The organism is Ferrovibrio sp. MS7 (assembly GCF_038404985.1).
Classification (GTDB): domain Bacteria; phylum Pseudomonadota; class Alphaproteobacteria; order Ferrovibrionales; family Ferrovibrionaceae; genus Ferrovibrio; species Ferrovibrio plantarum.
This window is the reverse complement of the sequence record NZ_JBBKBA010000003.1, coordinates 107,430-127,218: the sequence shown is the minus strand read 5'-3', so window position 1 is coordinate 127,218 and position 19,789 is coordinate 107,430. Positions and strand designations below refer to the sequence as shown.

The window sequence follows — 19,789 nt, the reverse complement described above, 5'->3', positions numbered from 1 at the left end:
CTATCGGTTAGTTGCTGCTTTTGGAGTGAACGTCTACAGTTTCTTTATCCGCAACCCAGGGGAGGTTCGACACATGCGTACGCTTTCACTCGGTCTTGGTTTTGCCGCCGCTCTCGGCCTGATGGCCGGCGCCGCGCAGGCCCAGGTCAAGATTTCGCTCAACGGCCCGCTCACCGGTCAGCTTGCCTCATTCGGCGAGCAGATGAAGAAGGGCGCCGAGATGGCCGTGGCCGATCTCAACGCCGCTGGCGGCGTCAACGGCCAGAAGATCACGCTGATCTTCGGCGATGACCAGTGCGACCCGAAGCAGGCGGTCGCGGTGGCCAACAAGTCGGCGCAGGAAAAGGTCGCCGCGGTGATCGGCCACTTCTGCTCGGGCTCCTCGATCCCGGCTTCCGACGTCTACAAGGAAGAAAACATCCTGCAGATTTCGCCGGCTTCGACCAATCCGAAGTTCACCGATCGCGGCTACACCAATACCTTCCGCGTCTGCGGCCGCGATGACCAGCAGGGCATGGTTGCCGGCGATTACATTGCCGACAAGTACAAGGGCAAGAAGGTCGCCATCCTGCATGACAAGACCGCCTATGGTCAGGGCCTTGCCGACGAGACCAAGAAGCGCCTCAACAGCAAGGGCGTGACCGAGGCGATGTATGAGGCGATTTCCGCCGGCGAGAAGGATTACTCGGCGCTGATCTCGAAGATGAAGGCGGCCGGCATCGAGCTGATCTATCTCGGCGGCTACCATCCGGAAGCCGGCCTGATCGTGCGCCAGGCCAAGGAGCAGGGCCTCAATGCCCCGCTGATGGGTGGCGACGCGCTGGTCGACAAGCAGCTCTGGGCGATTTCCGGCACCGCCGGCCAGGGCACGCTGATGACCTTCGATGCCGATCCGCGCAAGAACCCGGTGGCGAAGCCGATCGTGGATAAGTTCAAGGCCGGTGGCTACGATCCGGAGGGCTACACCCTCTACACCTACGCCGCCATCCAGGTCTGGGCGCAGGCCGCCACCACCGCCAAATCGTTCAAGACCGCGGACGTGGAAAAGGCGATGCGCGCCGGCACCTTCAAGACCGTGCTGAACGACATCAAGTTCGACGCCAAGGGCGACACCACCAGCCCGGCCTACAAGGTCTACGTCTGGAAGGACGGCGCCTACGACTACGTGAACTAATCGCCGTTCGCGGATGGTTCCGGAAAAGCCCGGCGGGAAACTGCCGGGCTTTTTCTTTGCCTAAGCGGCATGAGATGCCCGGGACGAGCCCGGGCATGACGATCAGTTCAATAAAACGCGTCATCCCCGGACTTGATCCGGGGATCTTTGGCCGGAAAGGGCCATAACGGCCCTACACCGCCAGTTGCCGCCGCGCGGCGGCAGATTCCCGGCTCAAGGCCGGGAATGACGCACTTGCAGGTGTGAAATCGGATTAACTCAGGCCCCATTTGCCTTGTGGTGGGTATTGGCTGGCGCCACCGGATATTGTAGTTTCCGGGCCATTCAGACCATCCCAGCCCCCGGAGGCCGCCTGCCCATGTCGAAGCCTGTCATCGCCGTGGCCTCCGACCATGCCGGCTTCGAGCTGAAGGGCATCCTGAAGGCCGAGCTGGAAAGCCAGGGCTATGGCGTGCTCGACCTCGGCACGCATGGCCCGGACAGCGTCGATTATCCCGATTTCGGCAAAGCCATCGGCGACGCGGTGGCGGGCGGCAAGGCGCAATATGGCGTCGCCGTCTGCGGCTCCGGCATCGGCATCTCGATTGCCGCCAACCGCGTGCCCGGCTGCCGTGCCGCCCTGGTGCATGATGCGCTCTCGGCCCGGCTCAGCCGCCTGCATAACGATGCCAACGTGATCGCGCTCGGCGCCCGCCTGATCGGCGTCGACACGGCCAAGGATTGCCTTGCCGTGTTCCTCAACACCGCCTTTGAAGGTGGCCGCCATGCCCGGCGCGTCGCCAAGCTTGCCTGAAGGAGTAACCGCCATGTCCGCCACCAAGCCCGCCGTCACCCATGCCGGTTTCTTCGAGCGCAGCCTGGAGCAATCCGATCCGGCGATCTTCAAGGCGATCTCTGAGGAACTCGGCCGCCAGCGCGAGCAGATCGAACTGATCGCGTCCGAGAACATCGTCAGCCGCGCCGTGCTGGAGGCTCAGGGCTCGGTGATGACCAACAAGTATGCCGAGGGCTATCCGGGCCGCCGCTACTACAATGGCTGCGAGTTCGTCGATATCGCCGAGGAACTGGCCATCGAGCGCGCCAAGAAGCTGTTCGATTGCGGCTTCGCCAATGTGCAGCCGCATTCCGGCGCCCAGGCCAACCAGGCGGTGTTCATGGCCTGCCTGAAGCCGGGCGATACCTTCATGGGCCTCGACCTCGCCGCTGGTGGCCATCTCACCCATGGCTCGCCCGCCAACCAGTCGGGCAAGTGGTTCAACGTGGTGAGCTACACCGTGCGCCCGGATGATCACCGCATCGACATGGACGAGGTGGCGAAGATCGCCGAGCAGCATAAGCCGAAGCTGATCATTGCCGGCGGCTCGGCCTATCCGCGTTTCTGGGACTTCGCGCGCTTCCGCCAGATTGCTGATTCTATCGGGGCGATCTTCATGGTCGACATGGCGCATTTCGCCGGCCTGGTGGCGGGTGGCGTGCATGCCAGCCCGTTCCCCCATGCCCATATCGCCACCACCACCACGCACAAGACCCTGCGTGGCCCGCGTGGTGGCATGGTGCTGACCAATGACGAGGCGCTTGCCAAGAAGATCAACTCGGCGGTGTTCCCGGGCCTCCAGGGCGGCCCGCTGATGCATGTGATCGCCGCCAAAGCGGTTGCCTTCGGTGAAGCCCTGACGCCGGAATTCCGTGCCTATGCCGCGGCGGTGGTGGAGAATGCCAAGGCGATGGCCGGCGCGCTGATGGAGCGCGGCTACAATCTCACCTCGGGCGGCACCGACAACCACCTGATGCTGGTCGACCTTCGCTCCAAGGGCCTCAAGGGCAATGTGGTGGTGGAGGCGCTGGAGCGCGCCCGCATCACCGCCAACAAGAACGGTGTGCCGTTCGATCCGGAAAAGCCGATGGTGACGTCTGGCGTGCGCGTCGGCAGCCCGGCCGGCACCACGCGCGGCTTCGGCGCCGCCGAGTTCCGCCAGATCGGGCAGCTCATGGCCGATGTGATGGATGGCCTGGTGGCCAAGACCAACGACAACAGCGCCGTCGAGCGCGCGGTGGCCGAGAAGGTGGTGGCTCTGTGCCATCGCTTCCCGATCTACTAAAGCGCAACAAGGGCAGGGGAGAAGCGTTTCATGCGGTGTCCGTTCTGCGGCAATGACGATACCCAGGTGAAGGACTCGCGGCCGACCGAGGATAACTCGGCGATCCGCCGGCGCCGCTTCTGCCCCAATTGCGCCGCGCGCTTCACCACGTTCGAGCGCATCCAGTTGCGCGAACTGACCGTGGTGAAGAAGAACGGCCTCAAGGTGCCGTTCGACCGCGACAAGCTGGCGCGCTCGATTCAGATCGCCACGCGCAAGCGCCCGGTCGATCCGGAGCGTATCGAGCGCCTGATCAATGGCATCGTGCGGCGCCTGGAGAGCATGGGTGAGAGTGAAATCTCGTCCGACCAGATCGGCGGCCTGGTGATGGATGGCCTGGCGGCGCTTGATAAGGTTGCCTATGTGCGCTTCGCCTCGGTCTACCGCAATTTCCGCGAAGCCAAGGATTTCGAGGACTTCATCGGCTCGCTGAGCGGCAACGGCGGCAAGCACGACGATGACTGATAAGGCCGCCGCCGCCCGCGACGAACGCTGGATGCGTCTCGCGCTCGGGCTGGCGGCGCGGGGCTTGGGGAATACCTGGCCCAATCCAGCCGTTGGCTGCGTGCTGGTGCAGCACGGCCATCTGGTTGGCCGTGGCTTCACGCAAGTCGGCGGCAGGCCTCATGCCGAAACCGTGGCACTGTCGCAAGCCGGTACGGCGGCCAAAGGCGCCACCGCCTATGTGACGCTGGAACCCTGCAGCCATCATGGACGCACGCCGCCCTGTGCCGATGCGCTGATCCAGGCCGGCATCGCGCGCTGTGTCGTGGCGCTGGAGGATCCCGATCCGCGCGTCTCGGGCCAGGGGCTCGAGAAGCTGCGCGAGGCCGGCATTGCCGTGGAACTGGGCCTGCTGGGTGAGGAAGCCGCCGAGATCAATGCCGGCTTCCTGCTGCGCGTGACGCAGAGCCGCCCGCTGGTGTCGCTGAAGCTCGCCACCAGCCTGGATGGTCGCATCGCCACCCATACCCGCGACAGCAAATGGATCACCGATCCGGTATCGCGCCAGCGCGCGCATCTGCTGCGCGCCCAGCATGATGCCATCATGGTCGGTTCCAACACCGCGTTGCAGGATGACCCGGACCTGACCTGCCGGCTGCCCGGCCTGCCGAAACGGCCCGCCCCCCGCGTGGTGCTGGATGGCCGCCTGCGCCTGCCGCTCACCGCCAAGCTGGTGGCCACCGCCCGCAGCCACCCGACCTGGATCATCTGTCGCGAGGATGCCGATGCCACAAGGCGCGAGGCTTTTGCCGCCTGCGGCGTCGAGGTCATCACCGTGCCGCCGGCCGAGGATGGCCTGCCCGATATTCGCCGCGCCCTCGAGGCCCTGGCTGAGCGCGGCATCACCCGGCTGCTGGTGGAAGGCGGCGGCCAGCTTGCCGCCAGCCTGATCCGCACCGACCTGGCCGACCGGCTGCTGTTCTTCCGGGCCCCGGCAGTGATTGGCGGCGACGGCCTGCCGGCCATCGCGGCATTTGGCGTCGATACCGTAGCGGAAGCCCCCCGCTGGCGCCGGCTCCGGGCCGATATTTTGGCCGACGACCTGCTGGAAACCTTCGCCCGCCCGCTCTAGAACTAGGCCCATGTTCACAGGAATTGTTACAGACATCGGCACCATCACCGCCCGCGAGCAGCGCGGCGACACCCGTTTCCGCATTCGCACGGCATATGACACCGCGACGATTGCCATTGGCGCGTCCATTGCCTGTTCCGGCGTCTGCCTCACCGTGGTGCAGACCGGGGCCGACTGGTTCGCCGTCGATGTTTCGGCGGAGACGCTTTCGCGCAGCAATCTCGGCAACTGGGCCGAGGGCAGCCGGGTGAACCTGGAACGCTCGCTCCGGGTCGGCGACGAACTGGGCGGCCATATCGTTTCGGGCCATGTCGATGCCTTGGCCGAAGTGGTGGAAGCCAGGCCGGAGGGCGACAGCCTGCGGCTGACCTTCCGCGTGCCGGCGTCGCTGGCTGGCTATGTAGCAGAGAAGGGTTCGGTGGCGCTGGATGGCGTGTCGCTCACGGTCAATGCCGTGGATGCCGACCGCTTCGGCATCAACCTGATCCCGCATACCCGGGCCGTGACCACACTGGGCGGCCTGAAGCAGGGTGACCGTGTGAATTTCGAAGTCGATACCTTGGCCCGCTATGTGGCGCGGCTGCGTGATTGGGTGAAGCCGTGAGCGATGATCTTGCCGATTTGAAGCGTTACCTTGCCTCGTCCGAGGAGATCATTGCCGAGGCCAAGCGTGGCCGCATGGTGATCCTGGTGGACGAGGAAGACCGCGAGAACGAGGGCGACCTCTACATCCCGGCGGCCAAGTGCGATGCCGAGGCGATCAACTTCATGGCCAAGTATGGCCGTGGCCTGATCTGCCTGTCGCTGACCCGCCAGCGTTGCGAGCATCTGAAATTGCCGCTGATGGCGCAGAACAATGCCTCGCGCCATGGCACTGCCTTCACCGTCTCGATCGAAGCCCGCGAAGGCGTCACCACCGGCATTTCGGCGGCTGACCGCGCCCGCACCATCGAAGTCGCCATCGACCCGGCCAGCCACGCCGCCAGCCTTGCAACCCCCGGTCATATCTTCCCGCTGATGGCGCGCGATGGCGGCACCCTGGTGCGCGCCGGCCATACCGAGGCGGCGGTCGATATCGCCCGGCTGGCCGGCCTCGACCCGTCCGGCGTGATCTGCGAGATCATGAACGACGACGGCACCATGGCCCGCCTGCCGGACCTGGTGAAGTTCGCGCAATTCCATAACCTCAAGATCGGCACCATCGCCGATCTGATCGCCTATCGCCGCCGCCATGACAACCTGGTGCAGCGGGTGGCCGAGGGCGCCATCGACAGCGTCTGGGGTGGCGAGTTCAAGATGCTGGTTTACCGCAATACGGTGGAATATGCCGAGCATATCGCGCTGGTAAAGGGCGACGTGTCCTCCGGCGGGCCGGTGATGGTGCGTATGCACGCGATGAATGTGCTGGGCGACCTGCTGGGCGACCATGGCGCCCGTGCCGGCGTGCTGCATGAATCGATGCGGATGATCAGCCAGGAGGGCCGTGGCGTGGTGGTGTTACTGCGCGAGCCGCGCCCCACCGCCTTGTCGGACACGCTGCGGCGCAAAATGGGCGAGCCGGTTGAAAACCCAGGCCAACTTCGGGATTATGGCATCGGTGCGCAGATCCTGCTTGATCTCGGGGTCAAGGAGATGATCCTGCTCTCCAATGTCCAGAGAACCATCGTCGGCCTGGAAGGCTATGGCCTGACGGTAGCGGAAACGCGGCCTGTCGTGGTGCGCAAGGGGGAGATTTGAGCCATGGTTTCGCGTAAGCCGAAAGCGGGCAAGAAGAAGCCTGCCATCAAGATCAAGAAATTCGCCACCTCGAAGTCGCAGGTGATGGGCAGCCTGTCGCTGGATATCCGCAAGCCGCGCGTGCTGATCATTGAGGCGCGCTTCTACGAGGATATTTCGGACGCATTGTTCGAGGGCGCCCGCGCCGCCATCGAGGCTTCCGATTTCCACTATGACCGCATCGACGTGCCGGGCGCGCTGGAAATCCCGGCGGCGATCCGCTTCGCCATGAACCGCAAGGGCGACATGGCCTATGACGGTTTCGTCGCGCTTGGCTGTGTGATCCGTGGCGAGACCACGCATTACGAGATCGTTTCCAATGAAAGCGCCCGCGCGCTGCAGGATCTGGCGGTGAACCACCAGGCCGCGATTGGCAACGGCATCATCACGGTCGAGAATGAAGAGCAGGCCTGGGAGCGTGCGCGCCCGGACAAGCTCAATAAGGGCGGCGGTGCCGCGCTTGCCTGCGTCGCCATGATCGGGCTGAAGCAGCTTTTCGCATCATGACCAAGCCAGAGCAGGGCGAGAATGCGGCGCCGAAGTCTGGCCCGCGTTCCGCCGCAGCAAAGCCTGCCGGGCGCCGTTCCGTCGCCCGTCTTTTCGCGGTGCAGGCGCTGTATGAGATCGAGTTTTCCAGCAAGCCCGCCGAAGGCGTGATCCAGGATTTCCGCGAAGCCCGTCTGGGTCAGGAAATCGAGGGCGAGCAATTCCGCCAGGCCGATCCGGACTGGTTCGGCGAAGTGGTGCGCGGCACCGTAAAGCGCCAGGCCGAGATCGACGAGCAGATCAAGGCGGCGATGCCGCGTGCCGATGCGCTGGAGCGGCTGGAAGCCGTGCTGCGCCTCGCCATCCGCGCCGCCTGTTTTGAATTGCTGGCGCGTATCGACGTGCCGGCCGGCACCATCATCGACGAGTATCTCGGTGTCGTCCGCGCCTTCTTCAGCCCGCGCGAGATCAAGCTGGCGAATGGCGTGCTGGACGGCCTGGCGCGTCGCCTGCGCCCGAACGAATTCACGCCGCGCTGACCGGGCACGGCTGCCATGCCGCTCGGGGAATTCGAACTGATCGAGAAATACCTGGCGCCGCTGAGCGCCGGCCTGCCCGGTGCCTTCGGTCTCCGGGATGATGCCGCCTGCCTCGCCGTGCCGGCCGGGCAGGAGCTGGTGCTGACCAGCGACGCCTTCGTCAGCGGCATTCATTTTCTCGACAGTGACGGGCCCGAGCGCATCGCGCGCAAGCTGCTGCGGGTCAATCTTTCTGATCTCGCCGCCAAGGGCGCCAAACCCTATGCCTATCAGTTGAGCCTCGGCCTGCCAGGGTCGCCCGAGGAAGCCTGGATCGCGGCTTTCACCGCTGGCCTTGCCGCCGATCAGGCAGCCTTCGGCATCCAGCTTTCCGGTGGTGACACGGTGCGCTCGCCGGGCGGCCTGGTCTTGAGCATCACGGCGCTCGGCCTGGTGCCGGCCGGCGGCATGATCCGGCGCAACGGCGCCCGGGCAGGGGATGCATTATTCGTCACCGGCAGCATCGGCGATGCCTGGCTTGGCCTGGAAGCCAAGCTCGGACACCTGGCCCTGACTGGCGCGGCTGCCCGCCATTGCGACCTGCGCCTGCATCTGCCCGAGCCGCGCTTGGGCTTCGGCCGTGGCCTGCGCGGCCTGGCCCATGCCGCCATGGATGTCTCCGATGGTCTGCTGCAGGATGCCGGACATCTCAGCCGCGCCGCCGAGCTGGGCGCCGTGATCGACACGGCAGCCGTGCCGCTCTCTGAGCCCGTTCGTGCCTTCCCGGACCTGGTGCCCAGGCTGCTGCCCAAGCTGCTGGCTGGCGGCGACGATTATGAAATCCTGTTCGCGGCGCCGCCGGAAATGGCCTCGGCCATCCAGGCGCTGGGCGAGGCGACGGCCACGCCGGTCAGCCGGATCGGCGCAATCGTGCCGGAACCCGGCCTGTGGCTGCGGGATGCCGCCGGGCAACGGCTGCCGCTGAATCAGGGCCAAGGCTCGGGCGGCTATCAACATTTTTGAACTGGGGTTAGAGTCGGTTTTCAAGGACTCGGAGCCGCCGTGAACAAGATCGTTCTGATCATTGTCGCTGTTGTGGTGCTGCTGGCGCTTGGCGGCGGCGGCGCGGCTGCGTATTTCCTGGTCTTCGCGAAGAAGCCTGCGGAGGTCGTAGAGGAAGCGCCGCCGCCCGCACCGGTGAAGCGCCCGGCTTTCATCCCGCTCGATCCCTTCTCGGTCTGGGTCGAGCCGGAAGGGCAGAAGCCGCGCGAGGTGATCGTGATCTTCCACCTCGAAGCACCGCCGGACAATGTGCCCGAGATCAATTCCAAGATGCATCTGCTGCGCGACCGCTATATCCGCGAACTGATGAAGCTTGAACCGATCAAGGTGCCGCCGCGCTTCGAAGCCAAGGACCTGCTGCCGCTCAAGACCATACTGCGACAGCCCACCGACGATGTGATGGGCAAAGGCGTGGTGACCCAGGTGCTGCTGCTCAATATCGTCGCGCCGCTGAAATAGCGTGCGCCCTTCAATCAGGCCGTCAGTCAGGATGTTTCCGTGAGTGTTTCTCAGATGGCCGAACCGGCCGCCAAACGCAATGTCTTTCTTCTGGCGGCCTGCATGGCCTTGGGCAATTCCGCCAACATGCTGCAGGTGACACTGGGCGGCCTGGTCGGCCATATCCTGGTGGCAGACAAGGCTTATGCCACATTGCCGGTCACCTTCGTGGTTGGCGGCACGGCTCTCGCCACCATACCGGCTTCGATGCTGATGAACCGTATCGGGCGCAAGCCTGGCTTCATGCTCGGCTGCCTGCTGGCCGGCAGTGGCTCGCTGCTGGCGGCGCTGGGCATCTATCTCGCGCTGTTTCCGCTATTCTGCATCGGCGCCTTCATCTTTGGTGCCTCGAATGCCTTCACCCAGCTCTACCGTTTCGCCGCCGCCGATATCTCGCCGCCGCATTTCAAGAGCCGCGCGATTTCGTGGGTCATGGTCGGCGGTCTCTGCGCTGCCTTCCTGGGCCCCGAAGTAGCCAAGTACACCCGCGAGATGTTGTCGCCGCATCTCTTCCTGGCGTCCTATATCGCGGCCGCCATACTGGCTTCGCTGGTGCTGCTGGTGCTGCTGTTCGTGCACTTGCCGAAGGCCACGGTGGCGGAAATGACGGAGAAGGGCCGGCCGCTGGTCGAGATCGTGCGCCAGCCCAGCTTTATTGTCGCCGCCATGGCCGGCATGTTCGCCTATGGCGTGATGAACCTGATGATGACCGCCACGCCGCTGGCGATGCAGATCTGCGCCCACCCCTTCGCGGCGGCTGCCACGGTGATCCAGTGGCATGTCTTCGGCATGTTCTTTCCCAGCTTCTTCACCGGCAACCTGATCGCCCGCTTCGGCACCCTGCGTATCATCATGGCCGGCGCGGCCCTCAATATCATCTGCATGGCCATCGCGCTATCCGGCCAGGAAGTGATGAATTTCCAGCTTGCCCTGGCCCTGCTCGGGGTGGGGTGGAATTTCATGTATATCGGCGCAACCTCGCTGCTGACCGAGGTCTACCGGCCGTCGGAACGGGCCAAGACCCAGGCGCTGAACGACTTCCTGGTCTTCGGCACCGTCGCGCTGGCCTCGCTCGGTTCGGGTAAGCTGTTGTATTTCTATGGCTGGGATTCGGTTTCCATGGCCTCGCTGCCCTTCATCCTGATGGCTGCCCTGGCCGTCGCCTGGCTCATGCTGGTGCGCCGGCGCGCTGCCGCTTTATAGGGCTAAGCTGCTAGAATTCCGGCGAAACTAGCCAAACGCTTGTTATTGCGCGCCTAGGCGGTTTCTGGCATCGTCGCCCGCGCAAAAGCCCTGGCTGTGAGTCGGGGCGGGGGCATCCTGCCCGCCGGATCGGCGCCGAAAGGCGCCGGGCGGGACCAGGAGGAAACGTTTCTAGGGCAATATTTGAGGGGAATCCCGCCATGACCGAGTTGTGGTTCACCATCGTCTGCGGCGTTATCGCCCTGGCGTATGGTTTTGTAACATCGAAATCCGTGCTGTCGGCCTCGCCGGGCAATCAGCGCATGCAGGAAATCGCCGCCGCCATTCAGGAAGGCGCCTCCGCCTACCTGAACCGCCAGTATCGCACCATCGGTATCGTCGGCGCGGTCGTGTTCGTGATCCTGATCTTCGCGCTTGGCGTCAAGGTTGCGATCGGCTTCCTGATCGGCGCCGTGCTCTCGGGCGCCGCCGGCTATATCGGCATGAACGTGTCGGTGCGCGCCAATGTCCGCACCGCTGAAGCGTCGCGCCAGGGTCTCGCCCAGGGCCTCGACCTCGCCTTCAAGTCCGGCGCCGTCACCGGCATGCTGGTGGTCGGCCTGGCGCTGCTCGGCGTTGCCGTCTACTACATGGCGCTGCAGGCCATGGGTGCCACGCCGCGCGAAGTCATCGACGCCCTGGTGGCGCTCGGCTTCGGCTCGTCGCTGATCTCGATCTTCGCCCGTCTCGGCGGCGGCATCTTCACCAAGGGCGCCGATGTCGGCGCCGACCTGGTGGGCAAGGTGGAAGCCGGCATTCCGGAAGATGATCCCCGCAACCCGGCCGTGATCGCGGACAACGTGGGTGACAATGTCGGCGACTGCGCCGGCATGGCTGCCGACTTGTTCGAGACCTATGCCGTAACCATCGTGGCCACCATGGTGCTGGCGTCGATCTACTTCGTCGCCGATGCCGCCACTGCCTCGAAGTTCATGCTCTACCCGCTGGTGATCTCGGGCGCCTGCATCATCACCTCGGTGATCGGCACCTACTTCGTCAAGCTCGGTGCGTCCCAGAACATCATGGGCGCGCTGTACAAGGGCCTGATCGTCACCGGTATCCTGTCGGCGATCGCGCTGTGGCCGGTCACCACCTGGATCTTCGGTTCCATGAGCACCGGCTTCACCGTGAGCGGCAAGAGCTTCACGGCGATGAGCCTGTTCTGGTGCGGCATCACCGGTCTGGTGGTGACGGCGCTGATCGTGTGGGCCACCGAGTATTACACCTCCACCGAGTTCCGCCCGGTGCGCAGCGTGGCTCAGGCCTCCACCACGGGTCACGGCACCAACGTGATCCAGGGCCTCGCGGTCTCGATGGAAGCGACGGCTCTGCCGGCGCTGTTCATCGTCGGCGGCATCATCGTCACCAACATCCTGGCGGGCCTGCTCGGCATCGCCGTGGCTGTTACCACGATGCTGGCGCTCGCCGGCATGGTGGTCGCGCTCGATGCCTACGGCCCGGTCACCGACAATGCCGGTGGCATTGCCGAGATGTCGGACCTGCCGAAGGACGTGCGCAAGACCACCGACGCGCTCGACGCCGTCGGCAACACCACCAAGGCAGTCACCAAGGGCTATGCCATCGGTTCCGCTGGCTTCGGCTCGCTGGTGCTGTTCGCCGCCTATACGGAAGACCTCAAGTACTTCTTCAAGGGGGTCACCATCGACTTCTCCTTGAGCAATCCGTACGTGGTGGTCGGCCTGCTGATCGGTGGCCTGCTGCCGTACCTGTTCGGTGCCATGGGCATGACCGCCGTGGGCCGCGCCGCCGGTTCGGTGGTGGTTGAGGTCCGTCGCCAGTTCAAGGAGATCAAGGGCATCATGGAAGGCACGGCGAAGCCGGACTATTCCAAGGCCGTTGACCTGCTGACCGCGGCGGCGATCAAGGAAATGATCATCCCCAGCCTGCTGCCGGTGCTCAGCCCGATCGTGCTGTACTTCGTGATCAACGTCATCGCCGGCCAGGCTGCTGCCTTCGCCGCGGTGGGTGCGATGCTGCTCGGCGTCATCGTCACCGGTGTCTTCGTGGCGATCTCCATGACCGCCGGCGGCGGCGCCTGGGACAACGCCAAGAAGTACATCGAAGAGGGCCATCATGGCGGCAAGGGTTCGGACGCCCATAAGGCGGCCGTGACCGGCGACACTGTCGGCGATCCGTACAAGGACACCGCCGGCCCGGCCGTGAACCCGCTGATCAAGATCACCAACATCGTGGCGCTGCTGCTGCTGGCCGTGCTGGCGCACTAAGCAGAAAGCATCCGCTTCAGTTCGAAGGGCCGGGAGCAATCCCGGCCCTTCTTTTTTTGATACCCCCCGCCGCCCAAGCCGGGGCATGAGGACAATTGGAGGCGTGGCCGCCGCATCCACACGTTATTTTCTCTGAATTTCGCTCATATTCCGCAATTTATGCAACGCCCCGAGGAAATGCCGTTCCATGCAGCCGGATTCAAGGTTGCATCACCCAGCGATTTCAAATAGGTAGGTCCTATACCCCTGGGCGGATGGCCGGCTTGGCCATTGGTCCTTACAGGGGCGCTGTCTCGGGACTTTGTCCCTGGGAGGATAGCGCGACCCTGTCCCTACGGGCCGCAAGGCCTGTCATCGCGGCGCGGCGCCAGAGGCTGCACCGATGGAACCAGGAAGGTGACTATGGGCGTGACGGCCTTTACTTCTCCCGTCCCCTACGCGGTGTATCAGCGCCGCCTGGCTTGGGCGGACGACAATAAAGCGGATTTCGTAGCCGATGCCGGCGCGTTGCCGGGGCGCGCCCTTGTGCCCTTCGCCGGCAAGGCGGCACCCAATGCCACTTATGGCTTGCGGGTGATGACCACCGAGTTTCCGCGCCAGCAGATCATGCCCGAATTGCTGCTGCGCACCGATGCGCAGGGCCGTTTCCATGTCATCCTGGCGCTGCCGGCAGGCGGCTGGTACCTGGCCAATCTGCGGCTGGAGGACGAAAGCATCACCGTCGGGCCGTTCGGCGTCGGCGAGGTCTACCTGATCGCCGGCCAGTCCTTTGTCGGCAATTACCATTCCAGCCGCCTGGCGGTGAGCGAGCCGCGCGGCCGTGTCGCCGCCTTCAACCTGCGCAAGCGGCAATGGCGTGTCGCCCATGACCCGCAGCCAACCCCGGATTTTCCGGATGAGGGCGAGGGCCGCTGGGCGCATGTGAACAAGCTGCAGACCAAGATGCACCTGCAGCAGCGCTTCGATGGCGGCAGCGTCTGGCCGATGGTCGGCGATATGCTGGTGGGGGTACTGGGGGTGCCGGTGGGCTTTGCCAACATCTCCTTCGGCGGCAGCCCGATCAAACGCTGGCACCCGGAGCATGGCAGGCTGTTCGGCCTCATGGCCGAGGCCGCGCGCCAGCTTGGCCGTTTCCGCGCCGTGCTCTGGGCCCAGGGCGAAAGCGATGTGGAAAGCGGCCTGGCGGCCGAGGATTGGGCGAAACGCCTGAAGCAGATACAGAAGGCGCTGACTGGCGAGCTGGATTTCCAGCCCGACTGGCTGGTGGCCAAGTCGACCCGCCATCCTTCCGCCTACGATCAGCCGGAGCGGGAGGAGGCGCTCCGCAGCGCCATTGACCGGCTGTGGCGGCGCGACCCGACGATTTTCCCCGGCGCCGATACCGACCGCCTGCTGGGCGAAGAAAACCGCGCCGGCATCGGCGACAGCGCGCATTTCAGCGCCGAAGGCCAGCGCCGCGCCGCCTGGCTGTGGTTTCACGCCATCATGGCGCATATCGAGCATCGCGAGGCGCTGGCGGCAGCCGCCGAATAAGTTCAGCGCCTTATAGATAGTACATTATCCGTTTGATCAGATTTATCTGGCGCTCCGCACTCGTTTGTTCGCGTCTTGTTTCACGTGAAACAGTCCGCGAACAAGGCTAAAGCGGCTTCGGCGGCAGGTCGGCCAGGGCTTCTTCCAGAGCCTCGAAATCGATCCGGGCATTGTTGCAGGGCATGCGGCCGCGCCGCACCTGCTCGCTGCCGGCGTTGATGCCGTTCTGCACCGTCATCGGGTTAACATTCAGCCGGTCGGCGGCTGTCAGCACCCGGCGGGTCAGCATCACGGCCCGATTCGAGTTCATCTTGCATTCGGCGGCAGCGCCGATCACCCGGCCCATTTCACCCGGCGAGAGCGCCAGGATATTGCGCTGCTGCGCCGAGGCCGCCTGTGGCGCGGCCAGCAGCAGGAGCAGGGCGAGGGACAACAGGCCACGCAGCATCAATGCACCACGGCGGTGGCGCTCAGCACCAGCAGGATGGCAACCTCGGCCACCTGCTGCGTCGAGCCGAGCAGGCTGTCATTCTGGCCGCCGAGCCGGCGCTGCCCCAGGCCGCGCATCAGCAAGGTCACCACGGCGATGGCGAGGCCGACCGCCAGCAGCAGTTTCAGGCTCAGCAGCAGCAGGCCGCAAAGCACCGCCAGCGCCGCAGCCTGGATCGCGGCGGTGAGCGGCACATCGTGATCAAGGGGTGCAGCCGGTTCATTATGGTCGGCCGGCGCGACCGGCAGCAGGAACCAGACCCAGACCATGGCGGCACGCGAACCGGCGCCGGCCAGCACCAGGGCGATGGTGGCGGCGGTGCCATAGCTCACCGTGGCCTCGAAATCCTCGGCTACCGCCAGCAGGCTGTTGGCCAGGTCCTCGATGCCGCTGGCGCGCAACGCCAGGCAGAGAATCAGCGCCAGCACCGCGTTGAGGCCAAGGCCCTGGCCCTCGGGGGCGGGGCTCAGCAGCCGGAAACCGTGGAAGCCATCCGCCAGACGGGCCAGGCCGCGCTCATGCCGGCCACCGGTAAGCAGCACTTCTGCGAGAATCGCTAGCAAAGCGGCGCTGCCGATGCCGAGGCCGAGCGAGATGGCACCGAGAAAAACCAGGCCGCCGAAGAGCCCAATCAGCGCGCCGATCAGCGGGTAGGCCCAGGCGGCATGGCCGTCATCGCCGGCTTCCTGTTCCAGATCCTTGCCAAAGGGCAGGGCAGTGAGGCGGCCCAGCGCAATCAGCATGTCGCGCTTGCGGCCAGCCCAGCCGGCAGGGCGTTTCACGTGAAAGTCGTCTGGATCAGGCACGGACATTATTCAAATATAGTGATGGCTGCCCAGGAGTGACACGGGCGGGGATACCGGACTTATCCGAATCAGCGGTTGCTGCGGCCGGTATTCTGGTTGTTGAAGCGGCCGAAATTGCCAAGCAGCTGCTCCAGGATGGTCATATCCTTGCCCTTGGTGGGCGTCTCGCGCTCAACGAAGGCGACCTGGCGGCCATCCTTCATGCCATAGCGCTTGATCTCCTTCACCTTGCCATCCTTGTCGAAGCTGATGGCCAACACCTGCTGGTCGATCAATTCCGGCGCCATGAAGGCCACCGCCTCGGTTTCCGAGGAGATGTAGTACCAGGTGGTGCCCCATTGCTGGAACGTGGAGGTGGTGGAGGGCGAGCCGATGGCGGCACTGACCTGCCCCTCGGTGCTGCCGATCTTCACTTCCTTAAGGCGATCCTCATCGATCTGGGCGCCACGGTAATCCTGGCGCGGCGCGCAGGCCGCCAATACGGCGCTGAACAGCGCCAGCAGCAGCAGGGTGCGGGGCGACGACATAAGCATGGGACCGAGACTCGCGCTTGAGACGCCGAGATATTATCCTCTGCCCCCAGGAAACGCAAATTGCGGCCCTACTTTAACTGAAGAGTTCCAGGCAGCCAGATGCTTAAGGCGATTAGTTCATTCTTCAAGGCAAAACAGCCGCCAAGCTTGGCGGTGACGCTGTATGGCGCCATCGTGGAGCAGGCACGCCAGCCCGGCTTCTACCGCGACCGCGGCGTGCCCGATACGCTGGATGGCCGCTTCGACCTGCTGGTGCTGCATGCCTTCCTGGTGCTGCGCCGCCTGAACGGCCTTGGCCCCGAGGGCCAGGCCATGGCGCAGGAGCTGGCCGACCTGATCTTCACCGACATGGATGGCAATTTGCGCGAAATCGGCGTCGGCGATTTGAGCGTCGGCAAGCGGATCAAGGCCATGGCCAAGGCGTTTTTCGGCCGCCTGACGGTCTACGACAAGGCGCTGGCGGGAATGGAAGGCGGCGAGGATCTGACCCAGGCGCTGCTGCGCAACCTCTATGGCACGCTCCCCCAGGCCGACCCAGCCCAGGCCGCCCTGGTTGCCGATTACGTTCGTGCCGCCGACGCGCTGCTGGCCGGGCAGGGTGCCGATACCCTGCTCAAGGGTCAGGTTTCGTTCCCGCCGGTTCCTTAAGATAAAGGGATTGACCTGGAAGCGCGGCGCCCCTATGGTCCGCCGCCCAAATCGGCATCCCTGAACCTTTAGGCCTGGAGCAGCATCGGTGGCGCAAGCGCCAATCCGGAACGAATTTTCCCATCCCCTTGAAGTGGCCCAGCTCGGCCCCGAGGGTGTGGCGCTGCGTCTGGCTGCAGGCGAATCCGAGCGCAAGTCGCTGGCGAAACGCTTCGGTATTCTGGGAATTCTGAAGCTGGAAGCGGAATTGCGCGTGCTGCCGCTGGCGGAACCAGGGCATTACCACGTCTCGGGCCGGCTGGAAGCCGAAGTCGAGCAGGCCTGCGTGGTGTCGCTGGAGCCGGTGCGCGAGGTGGTTTCGGAAGCATTCGAGCGCGGTTTCGCACCGCCGGAGGCCGTGGCCGCCGCCCTGGCCGCCCTACCGGAACCCAGCGAGGACGAGGCCGAACTGGTCGATCCCGACGCCCTGGACCCGCCGGACCCGATCGAGGGCGGCGTGATCGACCTGGGCGAGGTGGTGGCGGAAGAATTGGCGCTGTCGCTCAATCCCTATCCGCGCAAGGAAGGGGCTTCCTGGCCGGCAGGCTATACCCCGGATCCTGAGCCGGAAGCCAAGGTGAGCCCCTTCGCGGCGCTCGCCAAGCTCAAACAGGGGACGGAAAAGTAAGGCAAAGCCCTTGGTCCCCGGGGCGCCTGAGAGTATAAGACGGGGATTCTTGGCCCGCTTCGCGAGAAGCGCCGATACAGGTCGATAAGAGATAGAGAGAGTGTCATGGCTGTTCCGAAGAAGAAGAAGTCCAAGTCGAAGCGCGATATGGGCCGCTCGCATGATGCCCTGAAGGGCAGCGCCTACATGGAATGCACCAATTGCGGCGAGCTGAAGCGCCCGCATCATGTCTGCGGCGCTTGCGGCCATTACGATGGCCGTGAAGTGGTGGCCAAGACTGAAGCCGCCTAACCAGCGCGTTTCCGGGTGAGGTCGCGCTTGTGACGCTACCAACCCTGACCCTGGCGCTGGATGCCATGGGCGGCGATTACGCCCCCGATATGGTCATCAAGGGCGCCGCGGCAATACTTCCGCGTTTTCCGCAGGTGAGATTCATCCTGTTCGGCGATGCCGAACAGGTGGAACCTTTGCTGCGCAAATTTCCCCAGCTCCGCGACCGTTCTGAACTGCGCCACACGTCCGAGAAGGTGGGCAGCGAGGATAAGCCGAGCCAGGCGCTGCGCCGTGGCCGCAACACCTCGATGCGTCTTGCCATCGATGCCGTGGCAAAGGGCGAGGCCCAGGCCGTGGTGTCGGCGGGCAATACCGGCGCGCTGATGGCGATGGCCAAGCTGGTGCTGCGCACGCTGCCCGGCATCGAACGGCCGGCGCTGGCCTCCTTCATCCCGACGATGAAGGGCGAGACCGTGATGCTCGACCTTGGCGCCAATGTCGATTGCGACAGCCGCAACCTGGTGCAGTTCGCGGTGATGGGCGCCAACCTGGCGCATTCGGCACTTGGCCGGCATCGCCCGCGCGTCGGCCTGCTGAATATCGGCACCGAGGAATTGAAGGGCAACGGCGCGGTGCGCGATGCCGCCGATCTGCTGCGCGCCGTGCCCAATCCGCCGTTTGAATTCACCGGCTTCGTCGAGGGTGACGACATCACCAAGGGCGAAACCGATGTGGTGGTCACCGATGGCTTCACCGGCAATGTCGCACTGAAGACCGCCGAAGGCACCGCCAAGCTGATGGGCACGCTGCTGCGCTCGGCCTTCCAGCGCTCGCTGCTCACCAAACTCGGCTACCTGCTGGCCTATTCCGGCCTGCAGATGCTGAAATCGCGCATGGATCCTCGCTTCTACAATGGCGCGGTGATGCTTGGCCTCAACGGCATCGTGGTGAAAAGCCACGGTGGTACCGATGAAGTCGGCTTCGCCGCCGCGCTTGAGGTTGCCGTCGACATGGCGCAGGATCGCCTGATCGAGCGTATCCGTGCCGATTTCTCCGGCGCCTTCGCCGAAGCCCTTAATTCACCCAGCACCAGTAGCAATGGCAAGGACGCCGCTTCCGATACCGCGCCCGCCGCCGTCGCGGAGGCTCCATGATTCGTTCCGTCGTTATCGGCTGCGGCAGCTATTTGCCCGAGCGTATCCTGACCAATGCCGAACTGGCGACGATGGTGGACACTTCCGACGAATGGATCGTCGAACGCAGCGGTATCCGCCAGCGCCATATCGCCGCAGAGGGTGAGAAGACTTCCGACCTCGCCATCAAGGCCGCGGAGCGTGCCATTCAACATGCCGGTATCCAGGCCAGCGAGATCGACCTGATCGTACTGGCCACCGCGACGCCGGACGAGACCTTTCCCGCCACGGCGTGCCGTGTACAGCACGCCCTTGGCCTGACCCATGGCGCCGCCTTCGACGTGCAGGCGGTGTGCTCCGGCTTCATCTACGCCATGGCCACGGCGGATAATTTCCTCAAGGCGGGCCAGTTCAAGACCGCGCTGGTGATCGGCGCCGAGACCTTCTCGCGCATCATCGACTGGACCGACCGCACCACCTGCGTGCTGTTCGCCGATGGCGCCGGCGCCCTGGTGCTGCGCGCCGAAGAAGGCGCCGGCGACACCATGGATCGCGGCGTGCTGACCACGCATCTGCATTCCGATGGCCGCTACCACGACATGCTCTATGTCGATGGCGGCCCGTCCTCCACCCAGACCACCGGCCATCTCAAGATGCTGGGCAAGGAAGTGTTCCGCCACGCCGTGGTGAACCTGTCCGACGTGGTGAAGGAAACCCTGGCCGCCGTGAACATGACGGCCGATCAGATCGACTGGCTGGTGCCGCATCAGGCCAACAAGCGCATCATCGACGGCACCGCCAAGAAACTCGGCATGACCACCGAGAAGGTGGTGTTGACCGTGGATCACCACGGCAATACCTCGGCCGCTTCGGTGCCGCTGGCGCTGTGCGAGGCGGTGGCCGATGGCCGCATCAAGCGCGGCGACGTGGTGCTGATGGAGGCCATGGGCGGCGGGTTCACCTGGGGCAGCGCCCTGGTACGCTGGTAAT

22 protein-coding genes are annotated in these 19,789 nt (G+C 64.8%); 19 read left to right on the top strand and 3 right to left on the bottom strand.

The features are described 5' to 3' along the window. The first annotated feature begins 73 nt into the window (after window positions 1-73). The 14 genes from V6B08_RS18880 to V6B08_RS18815 all read left to right on the top strand — a co-directional run bounded on the left by V6B08_RS18880 (window position 74) and on the right by V6B08_RS18815 (window position 14,249). Entirely contained in the window at window positions 74-1,174 is a 1,101-nt protein-coding gene (locus tag V6B08_RS18880) for a branched-chain amino acid ABC transporter substrate-binding protein (protein ID WP_341983815.1), read from the top strand. Between the two features lie 358 nt (window positions 1,175-1,532). Beyond that, entirely contained in the window at window positions 1,533-1,967 is a 435-nt protein-coding gene (rpiB, locus tag V6B08_RS18875) for a ribose 5-phosphate isomerase B (RefSeq protein ID WP_341983813.1), read from the top strand. A 13-nt stretch (window positions 1,968-1,980) separates the two neighbouring features. Then, the gene (gene glyA / locus V6B08_RS18870) at window positions 1,981-3,273 is read left to right on the top strand and encodes a serine hydroxymethyltransferase (RefSeq protein WP_341983810.1); all 1,293 of its coding nucleotides are present in this window, start codon (window positions 1,981-1,983) and stop codon (window positions 3,271-3,273) included. A 30-nt stretch (window positions 3,274-3,303) separates the two neighbouring features. Continuing rightward, on the top strand, window positions 3,304-3,777 hold the full coding sequence (gene nrdR, locus V6B08_RS18865) for a transcriptional regulator NrdR (RefSeq protein WP_341983807.1): 474 nt from the start codon (window positions 3,304-3,306) through the stop codon (window positions 3,775-3,777). Further along, on the top strand, window positions 3,770-4,888 hold the full coding sequence (gene ribD, locus V6B08_RS18860; protein WP_341983805.1) for a bifunctional diaminohydroxyphosphoribosylaminopyrimidine deaminase/5-amino-6-(5-phosphoribosylamino)uracil reductase RibD: 1,119 nt from the start codon (window positions 3,770-3,772) through the stop codon (window positions 4,886-4,888). The genes nrdR and ribD overlap by 8 nt, the downstream gene beginning before the upstream one ends. 10 nt (window positions 4,889-4,898) lie before the next feature. Further along, window positions 4,899-5,492, top strand: coding sequence for a riboflavin synthase (locus V6B08_RS18855; RefSeq protein ID WP_341983803.1), 594 nt, complete (start codon window positions 4,899-4,901; stop codon window positions 5,490-5,492). Then, complete coding sequence (gene ribB / locus V6B08_RS18850) at window positions 5,489-6,625, top strand: 3,4-dihydroxy-2-butanone-4-phosphate synthase (RefSeq protein WP_341983801.1); 1,137 nt, start codon at window positions 5,489-5,491, stop codon at window positions 6,623-6,625. The genes V6B08_RS18855 and ribB overlap by 4 nt, the downstream gene beginning before the upstream one ends. A gap of 3 nt (window positions 6,626-6,628) precedes the next feature. Next, window positions 6,629-7,171 carry a 6,7-dimethyl-8-ribityllumazine synthase gene (locus V6B08_RS18845; protein ID WP_341983799.1) on the top strand — a complete coding sequence of 181 codons (543 nt, stop codon included), beginning with the start codon at window positions 6,629-6,631 and terminating at the stop codon, window positions 7,169-7,171. Next, complete coding sequence (nusB, locus tag V6B08_RS18840) at window positions 7,168-7,689, top strand: transcription antitermination factor NusB (RefSeq protein ID WP_341983797.1); 522 nt, start codon at window positions 7,168-7,170, stop codon at window positions 7,687-7,689. Before V6B08_RS18845 ends, nusB begins: the two co-directional genes overlap by 4 nt. A gap of 15 nt (window positions 7,690-7,704) precedes the next feature. Then, on the top strand, window positions 7,705-8,691 hold the full coding sequence (gene thiL / locus V6B08_RS18835; RefSeq protein ID WP_341983795.1) for a thiamine-phosphate kinase: 987 nt from the start codon (window positions 7,705-7,707) through the stop codon (window positions 8,689-8,691). A 39-nt stretch (window positions 8,692-8,730) separates the two neighbouring features. After that, window positions 8,731-9,189: a flagellar basal body-associated FliL family protein gene (locus V6B08_RS18830; protein ID WP_341983793.1), complete on the top strand. Its 459-nt coding sequence runs from the start codon at window positions 8,731-8,733 to the stop codon at window positions 9,187-9,189. A 39-nt stretch (window positions 9,190-9,228) separates the two neighbouring features. Next, window positions 9,229-10,431, top strand: a complete 1,203-nt coding sequence (locus V6B08_RS18825; protein WP_341983791.1) for an MFS transporter — start codon at window positions 9,229-9,231, stop codon at window positions 10,429-10,431. Between the two features lie 200 nt (window positions 10,432-10,631). Continuing rightward, the gene (locus V6B08_RS18820; protein WP_341983790.1) at window positions 10,632-12,716 is read left to right on the top strand and encodes a sodium-translocating pyrophosphatase; all 2,085 of its coding nucleotides are present in this window, start codon (window positions 10,632-10,634) and stop codon (window positions 12,714-12,716) included. 402 nt (window positions 12,717-13,118) lie between these two features. Further along, window positions 13,119-14,249, top strand: coding sequence for a sialate O-acetylesterase (locus V6B08_RS18815; RefSeq protein ID WP_341983788.1), 1,131 nt, complete (start codon window positions 13,119-13,121; stop codon window positions 14,247-14,249). 106 nt (window positions 14,250-14,355) lie between these two features. Here the strand turns inward: V6B08_RS18815 and V6B08_RS18810 are convergent, their stop codons facing one another. From V6B08_RS18810 to V6B08_RS18800, 3 genes are all read right to left on the bottom strand, one after another. After that, entirely contained in the window at window positions 14,356-14,697 is a 342-nt protein-coding gene (locus tag V6B08_RS18810) for a hypothetical protein (protein ID WP_341983786.1), read from the bottom strand. Further along, window positions 14,697-15,521: an adenosylcobinamide-GDP ribazoletransferase gene (locus tag V6B08_RS18805; protein WP_341983784.1), complete on the bottom strand. Its 825-nt coding sequence runs from the start codon at window positions 15,519-15,521 to the stop codon at window positions 14,697-14,699. Before V6B08_RS18805 ends, V6B08_RS18810 begins: the two co-directional genes overlap by 1 nt. A gap of 92 nt (window positions 15,522-15,613) precedes the next feature. Next, window positions 15,614-16,078, bottom strand: a complete 465-nt coding sequence (locus V6B08_RS18800) for an outer membrane protein assembly factor BamE (protein ID WP_341983782.1) — start codon at window positions 16,076-16,078, stop codon at window positions 15,614-15,616. 99 nt (window positions 16,079-16,177) lie between these two features. On the opposite strand from V6B08_RS18800, the gene V6B08_RS18795 reads away from it, so the two are divergent. The 5 genes from V6B08_RS18795 to V6B08_RS18775 all read left to right on the top strand — a co-directional run bounded on the left by V6B08_RS18795 (window position 16,178) and on the right by V6B08_RS18775 (window position 19,788). Then, window positions 16,178-16,726, top strand: coding sequence for a ubiquinol-cytochrome C chaperone family protein (locus V6B08_RS18795; RefSeq protein ID WP_341983780.1), 549 nt, complete (start codon window positions 16,178-16,180; stop codon window positions 16,724-16,726). A gap of 88 nt (window positions 16,727-16,814) precedes the next feature. Then, a complete protein-coding gene (locus V6B08_RS18790) occupies window positions 16,815-17,393 on the top strand; it encodes a YceD family protein (protein WP_341983777.1) in 579 nt (192 codons plus the stop codon). 105 nt (window positions 17,394-17,498) lie between these two features. After that, window positions 17,499-17,684, top strand: coding sequence for a 50S ribosomal protein L32 (gene rpmF / locus V6B08_RS18785; RefSeq protein WP_341983776.1), 186 nt, complete (start codon window positions 17,499-17,501; stop codon window positions 17,682-17,684). Window positions 17,685-17,713: 29 nt separating this feature from the next. Continuing rightward, on the top strand, window positions 17,714-18,820 hold the full coding sequence (gene plsX / locus V6B08_RS18780; protein ID WP_341983774.1) for a phosphate acyltransferase PlsX: 1,107 nt from the start codon (window positions 17,714-17,716) through the stop codon (window positions 18,818-18,820). Beyond that, a complete protein-coding gene (locus V6B08_RS18775) occupies window positions 18,817-19,788 on the top strand; it encodes a beta-ketoacyl-ACP synthase III (RefSeq protein WP_341983772.1) in 972 nt (323 codons plus the stop codon). The genes plsX and V6B08_RS18775 overlap by 4 nt, the downstream gene beginning before the upstream one ends. The last annotated feature ends 1 nt before the right edge of the window (window position 19,789 follow it).

What these genes read in the sequence shown, in the direction of transcription:
- V6B08_RS18880 (WP_341983815.1), top strand. Translation starts at nt 74, where the DNA reads ATGCGTACGCTTTCACTCGGTCTTGGTTTTGCCGCCGCTCTCGGCCTG.
- rpiB (WP_341983813.1), top strand. Translation starts at nt 1,533, where the DNA reads ATGTCGAAGCCTGTCATCGCCGTGGCCTCCGACCATGCCGGCTTCGAG.
- glyA (WP_341983810.1), top strand. Translation starts at nt 1,981, where the DNA reads ATGTCCGCCACCAAGCCCGCCGTCACCCATGCCGGTTTCTTCGAGCGC.
- nrdR (WP_341983807.1), top strand. Translation starts at nt 3,304, where the DNA reads ATGCGGTGTCCGTTCTGCGGCAATGACGATACCCAGGTGAAGGACTCG.
- ribD (WP_341983805.1), top strand. Translation starts at nt 3,770, where the DNA reads ATGACTGATAAGGCCGCCGCCGCCCGCGACGAACGCTGGATGCGTCTC.
- V6B08_RS18855 (WP_341983803.1), top strand. Translation starts at nt 4,899, where the DNA reads ATGTTCACAGGAATTGTTACAGACATCGGCACCATCACCGCCCGCGAG.
- V6B08_RS18845 (WP_341983799.1), top strand. Translation starts at nt 6,629, where the DNA reads ATGGTTTCGCGTAAGCCGAAAGCGGGCAAGAAGAAGCCTGCCATCAAG.
- nusB (WP_341983797.1), top strand. Translation starts at nt 7,168, where the DNA reads ATGACCAAGCCAGAGCAGGGCGAGAATGCGGCGCCGAAGTCTGGCCCG.
- thiL (WP_341983795.1), top strand. Translation starts at nt 7,705, where the DNA reads ATGCCGCTCGGGGAATTCGAACTGATCGAGAAATACCTGGCGCCGCTG.
- V6B08_RS18820 (WP_341983790.1), top strand. Translation starts at nt 10,632, where the DNA reads ATGACCGAGTTGTGGTTCACCATCGTCTGCGGCGTTATCGCCCTGGCG.
- V6B08_RS18815 (WP_341983788.1), top strand. Translation starts at nt 13,119, where the DNA reads ATGGGCGTGACGGCCTTTACTTCTCCCGTCCCCTACGCGGTGTATCAG.
- V6B08_RS18810 (WP_341983786.1), bottom strand. Translation starts at nt 14,697, where the DNA reads ATGCTGCGTGGCCTGTTGTCCCTCGCCCTGCTCCTGCTGCTGGCCGCG.
- V6B08_RS18800 (WP_341983782.1), bottom strand. Translation starts at nt 16,078, where the DNA reads ATGCTTATGTCGTCGCCCCGCACCCTGCTGCTGCTGGCGCTGTTCAGC.
- V6B08_RS18795 (WP_341983780.1), top strand. Translation starts at nt 16,178, where the DNA reads ATGCTTAAGGCGATTAGTTCATTCTTCAAGGCAAAACAGCCGCCAAGC.
- rpmF (WP_341983776.1), top strand. Translation starts at nt 17,499, where the DNA reads ATGGCTGTTCCGAAGAAGAAGAAGTCCAAGTCGAAGCGCGATATGGGC.
- V6B08_RS18775 (WP_341983772.1), top strand. Translation starts at nt 18,817, where the DNA reads ATGATTCGTTCCGTCGTTATCGGCTGCGGCAGCTATTTGCCCGAGCGT.